The 12,373-nt window shown below is 68.3% G+C and carries 8 protein-coding genes; 5 read left to right on the top strand and 3 right to left on the bottom strand.

The annotated features are described in order from the left end of the window. Window positions 1-78 precede the first annotated feature (78 nt). Window positions 79-1,020 carry a DUF389 domain-containing protein gene (locus ACFVWG_RS19305; protein WP_391544789.1) on the top strand — a complete coding sequence of 314 codons (942 nt, stop codon included), beginning with the start codon at window positions 79-81 and terminating at the stop codon, window positions 1,018-1,020. Between the two features lie 53 nt (window positions 1,021-1,073). Here the strand turns inward: ACFVWG_RS19305 and ACFVWG_RS19300 are convergent, their stop codons facing one another. The 3 genes from ACFVWG_RS19300 to ACFVWG_RS19290 form a co-directional block, all read right to left on the bottom strand. After that, complete coding sequence (locus ACFVWG_RS19300; protein WP_391544671.1) at window positions 1,074-1,694, bottom strand: HNH endonuclease family protein; 621 nt, start codon at window positions 1,692-1,694, stop codon at window positions 1,074-1,076. A gap of 105 nt (window positions 1,695-1,799) precedes the next feature. Next, the gene (locus ACFVWG_RS19295; RefSeq protein ID WP_391544670.1) at window positions 1,800-2,561 is read right to left on the bottom strand and encodes a YaaA family protein; all 762 of its coding nucleotides are present in this window, start codon (window positions 2,559-2,561) and stop codon (window positions 1,800-1,802) included. Continuing rightward, the gene (locus tag ACFVWG_RS19290) at window positions 2,558-3,502 is read right to left on the bottom strand and encodes an aldo/keto reductase (RefSeq protein WP_391544669.1); all 945 of its coding nucleotides are present in this window, start codon (window positions 3,500-3,502) and stop codon (window positions 2,558-2,560) included. Before ACFVWG_RS19290 ends, ACFVWG_RS19295 begins: the two co-directional genes overlap by 4 nt. A 22-nt stretch (window positions 3,503-3,524) precedes the next feature. Here ACFVWG_RS19290 and pepN point away from each other — a divergent pair, with 22 nt between their 5' ends. The 4 genes from pepN to ACFVWG_RS19270 all read left to right on the top strand — a co-directional run bounded on the left by pepN (window position 3,525) and on the right by ACFVWG_RS19270 (window position 12,366). Continuing rightward, window positions 3,525-5,981, top strand: a complete 2,457-nt coding sequence (gene pepN / locus ACFVWG_RS19285) for an aminopeptidase N (RefSeq protein ID WP_391544668.1) — start codon at window positions 3,525-3,527, stop codon at window positions 5,979-5,981. 209 nt (window positions 5,982-6,190) lie between these two features. Continuing rightward, the gene (gene sepH, locus ACFVWG_RS19280) at window positions 6,191-7,597 is read left to right on the top strand and encodes a septation protein SepH (RefSeq protein ID WP_391544667.1); all 1,407 of its coding nucleotides are present in this window, start codon (window positions 6,191-6,193) and stop codon (window positions 7,595-7,597) included. 253 nt (window positions 7,598-7,850) lie between these two features. Then, a complete protein-coding gene (locus ACFVWG_RS19275) occupies window positions 7,851-8,264 on the top strand; it encodes a hypothetical protein (protein WP_391544666.1) in 414 nt (137 codons plus the stop codon). A 262-nt stretch (window positions 8,265-8,526) separates the two neighbouring features. Next, window positions 8,527-12,366 carry a discoidin domain-containing protein gene (locus ACFVWG_RS19270; protein ID WP_391544665.1) on the top strand — a complete coding sequence of 1,280 codons (3,840 nt, stop codon included), beginning with the start codon at window positions 8,527-8,529 and terminating at the stop codon, window positions 12,364-12,366. Window positions 12,367-12,373 lie beyond the last annotated feature (7 nt).

Below are 12,373 nucleotides of genomic sequence, written 5' to 3'. Positions count from 1 at the left end.
AGAGTGCAACCGCCACGGCCCGCTGAGAGGGGTCTGACCGGAAGGTGACCGGCGCGTGCTGCGAGCATGTGAACCGTGATGCACCTTCGTCTCATCGTCCCATCGGATCGCAGCGACCGCGTCTTGAACGCACTCGTCGGCGATCCACGCGTGACGAGCGTCGTCCGCCTCCCCGGGGCCGCCCAGCGACCCGCAGGCGACGTCATCGAGTGCGATGTCACCCGCGAGGCGACCTCCGACATCCTCGATTTCTTGAAAGAGCAGGGCCTGTACGACGACGGCTCCGTCGCGGTGGCCCAGGTCGAGGCGTCACCGTCGCGGAACGCCCGAGCGACCGAGAAGGCGGCACCGGGCGCACCTGATGACGCGGTGATCTGGGACGCGGTCGTCGATCAGGCGTACAACGAAGCCGGCACCTCGTGGAGCTACTACGCCTTCCTCACACTCGCCACGATGATCGCGGCCGTGGCCGTCGTCACCGACTCGTCGATCCTCGTGGTGGGGGCGATGGTGGTCGGGCCTGAGTTCGGTGTCGTGGCCGCACTGGCCGTCGGGCTCGCGCTGCGGAATCAGGGGCTGACCTGGCGGGCGGTACGGCTGCTCGTCCTCGGCTTCCTGCTCGCGATCGCGGTCACGACCGTCGCCGCGTTGCTGGCTCGGGCCGTGGGATGGGTGGACACCGATTCGGTCACTGCCGCCCGGCCGCTGACCGGATTCATCTGGCGACCGGACAAGTGGTCAGCGGTGGTCGCCGTACTGGCTGGGTGTGCGGGAGTGCTGTCACAGACCGCCGGACGATCTAATGCCTTGGTCGGTGTCTTCATCTCGGTCACGACCGTGCCGGCCGCCGGTGATCTGGCGCTGTCGGTCGCGCTGTGGGCGCCCGACCACATCGGTGGCGCAGCCGCGCAGCTCGGCATCAACCTGGCCGGTATGACGCTCGCCGGGGTGCTCACATTGCTCGTGCAGCGCGCGATCTGGCGGGATCCGGCGAGAGCGGGCGCGCGCGTTGAGGCTTGACCGGGCGTCCCCTGTCCGGTCCGCGCACGACCGCTCCCAGCTACTCCTTACCCTCAGCAGGTCGCGAGCATGCTCTGCAGCGCCGTCTTCTCGGCGGCCTGCAGCGACAGGCTGTAGGTGTGCTTTACCCAGATCCAGTTCCGCGCGTAGATGCAGTGCACCGAGGTGTTGGTCGGCTTCCACTCGGACGGGTCGGAGTCGCCCTTGGAGCGGTTGCTCGAGGCGGTCACCGCGATCAGTTGCGCGATGCTGAGGTTGTTCGCGAACTCCTCGCGTTTCGCGGTCGTCCATCCACTCGCGCCGGACTTCCACGCCTCCGCGAGCGGCACGATGTGGTCGATGTCGATCGCCGAGTCGTCGGTCACCCAGGTCGCGTCGTACGAGCTGTACCAACGGCCGGCGGTCGGTTCGCAGGCGCTGTCCACGGTGACGCCGGTGCCGTCCCGTTTCAGGACCTCGTCACGGGTGTCACACGTGCCGGACACGGTGTGCCAGTGCGGGAACTTGTCCCGCGAATAGCCAGTGGTCGTCCCTTCGGCCTTGACCGTCAGGCTGTTCAGATAGGTGGTCGACGTACTGGCTGAGGGTGGGGTTGGCGGAGCTGCCAGGGCTGGGCTCGAAGTGAGCGCCCAGATGGTGGGGCCGGTGAGCAGTAGGGCGGTGAAGCGTCGCATCGGTCAGGCCTTCCGAAGGGCGGATCCCCCCTGACGTTGCTGCCTCAAGCCTTCCCCGGCCTGCTCACAACGGAAACCATCTGCCGATGACAGCTGGATGAACGGTCAGTCGTGTTCCACCACGGTCAGCGTCCAGCCCGCTGCCGCCGGAGTGAGCTCGGCGTTCCACCGCTCACTGATCAGCTTGTGCAGAGCCTTCGGCGTACCGGGGTCCTTGCCCGACTCCACCAGGTGCCGCGCGACCAGACCGCGGGTGTGCTTGGCCATGTGTGACACGACAGTCCGTACGCCGGCCCGCTCGCGCACCACGTTGACCGACACCCACTTCGAGGCCCGCTCACCACTGGGGCGCCAGGCAGCGACGTACGTCGAGGAACGGCAGTCCACGATCACACCGTCGGCCTCGGCGAGTGCTGCGGCCAGCGGCTCGCGCCAGACCCCAGCGAGCGGTCCATGACCAGGCAGCGTCGTACCCATGGACAGCCGGTACGGCGGTACGCGGTCGGCCAGGCGCAGTGCACCCCACGCGGCGGAGACGACGAGCAACCGGCTCCCCGCACGGCGCTTGGACCCGGCGGACAGCGTCGAGAACCCGAGAGCGTCGTACAGGACACCGGAGTAAAGCTCAGATACCGGTACGGCGGGCTCGGTCCGCCAGCGCGTGTTGCGATCGACCTCGGGCTGGAGCGAGGCGCCAACGCCGAGAACGCCGTACGCGTCCTGGGAGGCGGACACCTTGGCGAGCGTCTCGAGGACCTGCTCACGCACGGGGTTGAGTTCGGGGAACGACAGCGACTCGAAGTCGACCGCGCGGCCGCGGGACCGGCCGGTCTTGCCCTCGGACGGGGGCAGCAGGATCAGGGTCACGTCAGGTCGTCCAGCACCGCGAGGTCCTCGAGCGTCGGCTGCCACGTGCCGGCCGCGACGTTCTGGGCGATCTGCTCGGCGCTCGTCGCGCCGGCGATCACCGAGGAGACCGCAGGCTGCGCGGCCAGGCCGCCGATCGCAACGTCGATCATGGTGAGGTCGCGCTCGGCCGCGAAGGTTTCGAGCGCCTCGATCTTGTCGAAGTCGGCGTTGGCCAGCCGCTCGGGCTGACCGGCCAGACGGGTGCCGTCGGGGGCAGCCGCACCGCGCTGATACTTGCCGGTCAGCAGACCGGAGGCGAGCGGGAAGAACGGCAGGACGCCGATCCCGAGGTGCTCGGCGGCGGGGACCAGTTCGTCCTCGATGTCGCGTTCGAGCAGCGAGTAGTGGTTCTGGGCACTGATGAAGTGCTCGTGTCCGCCGGTCCGCGCGGCCCAGTCGGCGTCGACGACCTGCCAGCCGGCGAACTGTGAGCTGCCGATGTACCGGACCTTGCCCTCAGCAACGAGTTCGCTGAGCGCGGACAGGGTCTCCTCGATCGGAGTCACCGGGTCTGGGAAGTGCAGCTGGTAGAGATCGATCCAGTCGGTCCCCAACCGCCGCAGGCTCGACTCGACCGCCTTGCGGATGTAGCGGCGCGAGCCGCGCACACCCCAGTCCGGGCCGTTCTCACCGTGCATGTCGCCGCCGAACTTGGTCGCCACCACTACCTGGTCGCGGCGCGAGCCGAGCGCCTTGCCGAGCAGTTCCTCGCTGGAACCGTGGTCGCCGCGGTAGATGTCCGCGGTGTCGAACAGCGTGATCCCGGCGTCGATCGCGGCGTTCACCACCACGTCGGTTCGGGACGCGTCCAGCCTGCGTCCGAAGTTGTTGCAGCCCAGGCCAACTACACTGACTGTGAGGCCTGAGTCACCTAGTTGCCGGTACTCCATGCTGCTCATAGTCAGAGCATAGAGTGGCGGCATGCCGAGTCTCTCCGTCGCCGGGGCCCGCACCAGGGCCGCCGCACTCTCCGTCCAGTCGTACGACGTCGATCTCGACCTCACCCAGGGCGAGCGAACGTTCGGATCTACTTCCGTCATCCGGTTCACTGCGTCCGAGCCGCACAGCTGGGTGGACGTCAAGCCCGACGAGTTGTTGTCGGTGACGCTGAACGGGGAGCCGGTCGACGTCGCCGGTCTCAACGACGGCCGGCTGGAGCTGACCGGGCTGCAGGCCGAGAACGAGCTCGTCGTGGTCGCGACGATGGCGTACACGCACGACGGCGAAGGCATTCACCGCGCGGTCGACGCTGCGGACGGTCTCGTCTACACGTACGCGATGTCGTTCCTCGACGCGGCACCGCGGATCTTCGGCTGTTTCGACCAGCCCGACCTCAAAGCGCCGTACCGGGTGAAGGTGACCGCGCCGACCGAGTGGCTGGTGCTGGGCAACGGCGCCGCGACGCAGGTCTCCCCCGGTCGCTGGGAGCTGGCCGAGACGCAGCCGCTGTCGACGTACTTCGTCACGATCGTCGCCGGGCCGTACCACCAGCTCACCGACGAGCACGACGGGATCCCGCTGAGCGTGGTCGCGCGGCAGTCGCTGAAGGAGGCGCTGGACCGCGAGGCGGCGGACATTTTCCGGGTCACCAAGCAGTCCTTCGACGAGTACCACCGGATGTTCGGCTACCGGTACCCGTTCGGTGAGTACCACCAGGCGTTCGTGCCGGAGTTCAACGCCGGCGCGATGGAGAACCCGGGCTGCGTGACGTTCCGCGACCCGATGGTGTTCCGCTCGACCGCGACCGACCAGGAGCGCGGCTCGCGCGCCAACACGATCGTCCACGAGATGGCTCACCAGTGGTTCGGAGACACGGTCACGATGAAGTGGTGGAACGACCTGTGGCTGAACGAGTCGTTCGCCGAGTACATGGCGCACCGGGTCTCGACCGTCGCGACCGACTACAAGGACAACTGGGTCGACTTCTCCTACGTGCGCAAGTGGTGGGGCCTGCAGGCCGACCAGCGCTCGTCGACGCACCCGGTCGCGGCCGACCCGGTCAAGGACGCGATCTCGTCGCTGGACGACTTCGACGGCATCTCGTACGCCAAGGGCGCGGCGGTACTCAAGCAGCTGAACAGCTACCTCGGTGACGACATCTTCCTGGCGGGCGTGAACGCGCACATCCGAGCCAACGAGTTCGGCAACGCCACCTTCGCCGACCTGCTCGCCAAGTGGACCGAGGCGGGCGCGGTCGACATCGAGGCCTGGGCACAGAACTGGCTCCGTACGCCGGGCCTGGACACGATCAGCGCGGTCCGTACCCCGGACGGCATCAAGCTGCGCCGGACCGCTCCCGCGGCCTACCCGGCGTCGCGGCCGCACAAGCTCACCGTCGGCGGGTACGACGCGGACGGCGCCGCCACGATCGTCGACGTCGTACTCGATGGTGACGAGGTCGACGTACCGCTGGACCCGGCGACCCTGGTCGTCGTCCCCGACGCCGGTGACGACACCTGGGCCAAGATCCGGCTCGACGCCGACAGCCTGGCCAACCTGACCGCGGTACTGCCGAAGATCACCGACGGGGTGACGCGGGCCGTCGTACTGAACAGCGTGCGCGACTCGGCCGCCGACGCGGAGCTCGACCCGCGGCTGGCGTTCGACATCCTGCTCGGGATGCTCGCCACCGAGACCACCGACGTCGGCGTCAGCACGATGGCCGACTGGGCGCGAACTCACCTTCTCGGCGGCTACCTGCCCTACGAGGAGAACCGCGCGCGCCTCGAGAAGGTGCTGGCGGATCGACTGCCGCAGGTGCCGGCTGGCACGAGCCTGCAGCTCGCGGTCGTGCGTGCGTACGCGCGGTTCAGTGCGGACACCGCCGTACTGAACGGCTGGCTCGCCGGAACCGGCGTACCGGAAGGCGTCACCATGGACGCGGACCTGCGCTGGCTCGTCACGGTGCAACTGGCCCGGCTCGGTGCGATCGGTGACGCGGAGATCGACGCCGAACTCGAGCGCGACTCGTCGTCCGAAGGCAAGGTGCACGCCACCCGTTGCCGCGCGGCCCTCCCGCTGGCTGAGGCCAAGGAGCGTGCGTGGGCGATCATCATGACCGACGCCGACGTACCGAACTACGAGCTCGACGCTGCCTCCGAGGGGTTCTGGCACCCGACCCAGGCCGAGCTGACCGCGCCGTACCTGGAGCGGTTCTTCGCCGAGATTCCGGGCACCGAGAAGCTGCGCTCCGGCTGGATCGTGGCGGCGACGGCCGGACTGGCCTTCCCGCGCTTCGCGGTCGACGAACGGGTCGTGGCTCGCGCCGCCGACCTGATCGCCGACGAGTCCGTGGCGGCGGGAATCCGGCGCTCGGTCGGTGACCGTACTGACGATCTGAAGCGGGCGCTCGCGGTACGGGCGGCGTACCAGATCTGATTTGTGACAGTCGCCGGGCCCTTATCGTCTCGCAGCCACCGCGCGTTGTGACTAATGTGACTGGTGTGACGAAAAGGGCCTAGGTGAGCAGCACGAATCCGCTTTCGTGACATAACCTCCACAATGACCGGCCGGTACGGCGTGCCGGTCTTGGTCAGGCCCGGTGTCCCGGGAGAGACTGTCGAGAACCGCACAGGAGAACAAAGGCAATGCGCGAGGCGAGGCTCGTCGGTCTGAGCCAGGATGGCAAACAGCTGATCCTGGCGATGGCAGAGACGGGTGAGGAGTTCGCCGTCCCGGTCGACGACCGGTTGCGTGCGGCCCTGCGCGGCGACCGTGCCCGACTCGGCCAGCTGGAGATTCAAATGGAGAGCGCGCTGCGCCCACGAGACATCCAGGCGCGGATCCGGGCCGGGGAGAGTCCCGAGGCAGTGGCCGCGGTCGCCCAGATGCCGATGGAACGCGTGATGGCGTTCGCCGGCCCGGTGCTCGCCGAGCGGGACCACATCGCGAACCTCGCCCAGCGTGCCTCAGTCCGGCGCCGTGGTGGCGCCGACGCGCCGACCCGCAATCTCGGTGCGTGGGTGACCGAGCGGCTGCGGACCCGGCACGTCGATCCGGCCACGGCCGACTGGGACGCCTGGCGACGCGACGACGGCCGCTGGCAGGTCCGCGTCTCCTACTTCGTCGAGGCCGAGGACGCCGCGGACCCGGAGCGCAAGGAAGAGAAGATCGCCCACTTCGCGTACGACGCTCCCGGGCGCTACGCCGTCCCGGACGACGACGAGGCGCGTTGGCTGGTCGGTGAGCAGGCGCAGGTGCTGCCCCCGCCGGTGCAGCCGGTTGTCCAGCCTGGTGAGCGGCGGCTGACCGCCGTCGCCGATATCGATCTTTCGGTCGCTCCTGATCACGGCGCCGACTCTTATGAGGCCGGCTTCGAGGACACGATCAGTCTGCCGCGGCGCAATCAGCCCGGAAACCAGCCGGTTTCCCGTGATGCAGAGCGTGGTCCGCGGCGGGTGCACTCGGTACCGAATCCGGATGAGGAGCCGACGCTGATCGACGTACCGGTCGAGCAGCCGCCGGCGTTGCACCCGACGGTTCGCGCGGTCGAGCGGCCGGCCCAGCCGCCGGTCGAGTCGGCCGCGTTCGCGCCGCCTGAAGAGCGTGCGGCACCGCCGTCGAACCCATTCACCGAACGGCGTGAGACGCCGTTCCCGGAGTCGCGGAACGCACCCGAGCGTCCGGCGAGCCCGCCGCCGGCCGAGACGCCTGCTGTCGAGCGCCCGTACGAGCGTCCGGCGGCGGCAACTCCCCCGGCTCCGGCTCGTCCGGCCGACCACCGGCCCAGCGAGCCCGCACGCCCGGCCGAACCGCGGCCTGCTGACCCTCGCCCGGCCGAATCGCGTCATGTTGACCCTCGCCCGGCCGAGCTGCGCCCGCAGCAGACCGAGGCCCCGCCGACCCCGAGCCAGTCCGCGGCCGCTCAGGAGCAGCTGCCCGAGGAGCCGGCCGCTCCTGCGGAGGAGCCGAAGAAGAAGCCGGCCAAGCGGGCGTCGAAGCGTGCGAGCGTGCCGAGCTGGGACGAGATCATGTTCGGCAAGAAGGCCGACTGACCTGACGGCATCAGCGAACCCGCATCGATCCTTCGGTGCGGGTTTTGTCGTAGCTACGGACAGTTGTCCCAAATCGCGGACAGTGTCGCGGATGGTGTTGTCGATGCGCGCGGGCTCTGCCATGATCATCGGCATGCAGAACCTGCTGTGTTGTTGCTGTTGTTGTCGCTGACGCGCGCCGTCTCCGGCGCACGAGGCCCTGCCCTTTCCCAGGCCCGCCCGCCGACACCAGCACCCACAGGATCTTGCACCCATGAACCTTCCGGCCTTTGCCGATCTCCTCGCGTCCCGCGGGCTTCGCCTGCTGCCCGGCTCCCACGCCGTACCGGTCGAGCTGCTCGTCCAGCTGCCTGACGCCACGATCGCCCGCTTCACCGCCCGCGGTACCACCCTGCAGCTTCAGCACTACCCCGCCGAAGCCCTGACCGCGATCACGATCGCCGCCGAGTGCGGCTGCGGTGACCACCACCCGCAGACCGGCCCGGCCCGCGTCGCCCTCAGCCGGTACGCCGTACCGACCGACGAGCGCATCATCGACGGCGAACTCCAGTTCGGCTGGCAGCACCACGAGGCCGGCCTCCTCCGCCTCACCGACGCCGCCACCCACTTCTTCACCCTCCTCGAAGACCTCCACACCCCCACCCGCCAACTAGTAGGCGTCGCCTGACCTCCCCCTCCCCCCACCCATTTGCCTGGCTAGCCACTCCCGTTGGGGGTTCTGCACCGTGGTTATGAGTGCAGAACCCCCAATTTGGGTGCCTAGCCAGCGAAATGGCGTCGCGCCGGGGCCGGCGGAGGTACGGAGGTACGGAGGTAGTTGGGCATGGGTTGGGGTGGTCGGATCGTGGGCTCTTGAATTAGTAACACGCTTGGTTTAACTTATCGGCGCCTGACCTCGTGAGCTTCCGGACCGCCACCTGGAGACCTGCATGACCAGACGTCTGCTTGCCCGGTTACTACCCGCCCTCCTGCTCGCCGGTTCGATAGCGGTACCGGCGACAGCCCAGGCGGCGACGATGTATCCGAGCGGCGTGGGTGCCGATCTCGGGCCGACGCCGACGACGCTCGGCGTCAAACCGGCGGCCGGTGACGACCCAGCCGGGTTGCGCACCGGGACCGAGCAGGGCCGTGGCTTCTGGCAGACGGACCAGGCGGCCGGGACCGGCTACCTGGAGTTCGATGTCGACCGGGACTACGTGGACGAGATCGGCACCGACGATGTCCTGGTGACGGTGACCTATCTCGACCGTGGAACCGGAAGCCTCGAACTCCAGTACGACGCCGCCACCAACCCGCAGGCGGATGCGACCGACCTCCAGTTGACCGGCAGCGGCCAGTGGAAGACCGGCATCTTCGAGCTGACCGGGATCGGTTTCACCAACCGCCTCGGCGACGCCGACCTCCGGCTCTTCGGCAGCGCCGACATCACGGTCGCCGGGCTGCGCATCAGTACGGCGGGTGCGTCGGTCGAGCTCGGGGCGTCACCGATCCAGTCCGGCATCAGCCCGCGGGCCGGTGACCGCGCCGAGAACCTGGTGACCGGCGTACAGGATGGGCGTCCGTACTGGCAGACCGATCACACGGCTCCGGCGCCCGGCACGAACTTCTTCTACATGAACGTGTCCGACACCTACCTCTACAACAACCGCGCGCTGGTGCTGGTCAGCATCGACTACTTCGATGCGGGCAACGGGCAGTTCGGGCTGCACTACGACTCCCCCGGGACGACGATCCCGGAGATGTTCAAGAACTCCGAGGTGGTTCGCTACGGCGACACCAAGACCTGGAAGACGTACACGTTCGCGCTGCCGGACGCCGTACTGACGAACCGCTCGAATGGTGGCGACTTCCGCATCCACAACGGTGACGGTGCGGTCGATCTGAAGGTCGCGGCCGTTCGCGTGGCCAAGGTTGCGACCACGCTGAACGTGACCGAGGGTCTGCTCGACCTCATCGGTACGGCGACCCGCGTGGAGAAGGCGGCTCGCGAGGGAACCCGCGACGGGCAGTATCCGGCCGGAAGCCGCGCGACGCTACGACAGGCGATCGCTGACGCGCAGGTGGTCGCGAACACGCCGGGTGCGACCGACGTCCAGGTGAAGGCGGCGCTCCAGACGCTGCAGGCCAAGCTCGACGCCTTCAAGCCAGTGGACACCAACTTCGCAGGCTCCGGTACGGCGTCCGCGAGCGGCGGCACCGGGGTGGCGAACCTCAACGACAACAACCACCAGTCGGCGTGGACCAGCGGTCCCGGGGACTCGTGGATCCAGCTCGACCTCGGCACGGCGCGCAAGGTCAACGACGTCCGGGTTGAGTGGGCGCAGGCCTTCTCCCCCGACTACACCGTCCAGGTCTCGAACGACGGCAAGCAGTTCACCACTGTCGGCCGCACCGGCTCACCCGGTGCCAACCAGTTCAGCCGGACCCGCTTCGCGACCACGACCGCCCGCTACGTGCGTGTCGCGATGACCGGCGCCGACTCGTTCATCGTCAACGAACTCCAACTGAGACTCGCACCAGTCGTGACTCCCAAGCCGCGCCTGGTCGACACAGTGAACCCGACCGAGGACGGCGTGGTCGCGGACTTCGATGCGACCGCGTACGGCGCCGATCGCAGCGGCCGGAAGGACTCGACCAAGGCGATCCAGGCGGCGATCTACGCCTGCCAGGATGCCGGTGGCGGGACGGTGTGGCTGCCGGCCGGCAGGTACAAGGTGACCGACACGATCGAGGTGCACGCGTTCTGCACGCTGCGCGGCGACCGTCGCGATCCGGACAAGGGCCGTGGTGACTACGGCACGGTTGTGATCGCGGATCTCAAGTCCGGTGACGACGGACCGAGCCTGTTCCGGGTCGGCGGCAGCGCCGGCGTCCTCGGCGTCACGACGTACTACCCGAACCAGAACGCGGCCAACCCGGTCCCGTACAACTACACCTTCGAGGTGCCGGGCGGCGCCTGGATCGGCAACGAGAACTACATGATGTCGACGATCGGCGACATCACCATGCTGAACTCGTACCGCGGTATCGGGATCAGCACGATGCCGAACGACCACGGCAATGCGCCGAGCTCCGGCCAGGTGCACGAGTCGACGACGATCCGGAACATCAGGGGAACCGCTCTCTTCGAGGGCGCTCGCGCCTACAACGGCGCCGACGTCGGCACCTGGGAGAACGTTGCCTTCAGCAACTCTTACTGGGCGACGGCTCCCGCGGCCTTCCATCCGCCGGCCCGGACCGCGCTCGACACCTGGACCCGCGCGCACGGCACCGGTCTGGCGCTCGGTGATCTCGAGTGGGATCAGTTCCGCGGGATCGCGCTCTCCGACTATCAGACCGGGATCCACGTGGTGACCGGTCAGCGAGCGCAGTTCACCGGCAGCTTCCTCGACCTGGACATCCGCCGTACCGATGTCGGTGTCGTCGTCGACGAGATGGACAGCCGGTGGGGCTGGCAGGTCGCGGGCGGCCGGATCGAGGGCAGCGACCACGCGATCGTCAACAACTCACAGGGCTACGTGAAACTCACCGGGGTAGCGCTCTCCGGCGCTCTCACAGGCGTAATCCACCAGATGAGCGGCAAGGCGCCGAGCTACACCGAGAGAGCGCTCCCCAAGCCGACGCAACGCCTGTACGTCGTCGATGCGCCGCACGGGATCGGATACCTCCCGACCGCCGACGCGACCAGCGCCGTCCAGAAGGTGCTCGACCAGGCCGGGCGGAACGGCGGTGGAATCGTCTACCTCCCCGCCGGCTGGTACCGGATCAGCACGCACCTGACAGTGCCCGCGAAGGTCGAGCTGCGCGGAGCTTCCGCCGTACCGAACCGGGATGAAGGCGGCGCCAGCTACGGCACCGTTCTGCAGGCCTTCGAGGGCCGGAACGCGCCGGAGAGCGCTCCCGCACTGATCACGCTCGGCGCCAAAGGCGGTCTGCGCGGGCTCCGGGTCTTCTACCCCGAGAACAACCCCGGCAGTGACGATGGCGTCGTTCCTTACCCGTACGCCGTTCGCGGTTCGGCAGGCGGGAACTACGTGATCAACGCCGGCTTCCCGAACGCGTGGAACGGCATCGACCTGCGCGGCGACCACACCGTCGTACGGAAGGTCGCGGGAGCGTTCTTCGACCATGCCATCCACCTCGGCGCCGGTCGCGACGCCCGGGTCGAGGGCGTGCTCTCGAACGGGAACGCGGTCACCCGAACCGGCTACCAGCAGCCGTACTGGATGAACGAGGGCCGGATCTTCGAACTCGTCATCGACAAGTACATGCGCAAGACCGCCAAGATCGTCACCGTCGACGGGACGACCGGCGTCAGCCTGCTGAACGTGTTCGCCTATGGGTTCCACGACGGCCTGGTGGTCAACAGCGGTCAGGTGGACGCGATCAACCTGGGCACCGACAACCTCGGCGACGGCGGCTTCACCGTGAAGGTCGCTGAAGGCAACGTCGCAGTCACGAACATCGCCCGCTACAACGGCGCGACCCTCCAAGGCCCGGCCGTTTTGCGCAACGTGATGGCGATCAACATGGTCCAGCGGAGTGTGAGCGTCACAGCGAACGGGAACGGTGACGTCCGGATCGCCGGAAACGAGTCCGAGCCCGGGAAGTACGAACCGGGCGCGCAAGTGACCGTGACGGCGGCGCCAACATCGGATAGCGTTTTCCAGAACTGGACCGTGGCCGGAACCGTCGTCTCGACCGACCCGGCGTACACGTTCACGGTGACCACGGACCAGGTCCTGACCGCGAACTTCACCGGCAAGTAGGAGCGAG

It is taken from the genome of Kribbella sp. NPDC058245, assembly GCF_042882005.1.
Lineage (GTDB): Bacteria > Actinomycetota > Actinomycetes > Propionibacteriales > Kribbellaceae > Kribbella.
The sequence above is the reverse complement of the archived record's forward strand: the minus strand, read 5'-3'. Positions and strand labels throughout refer to the sequence as shown.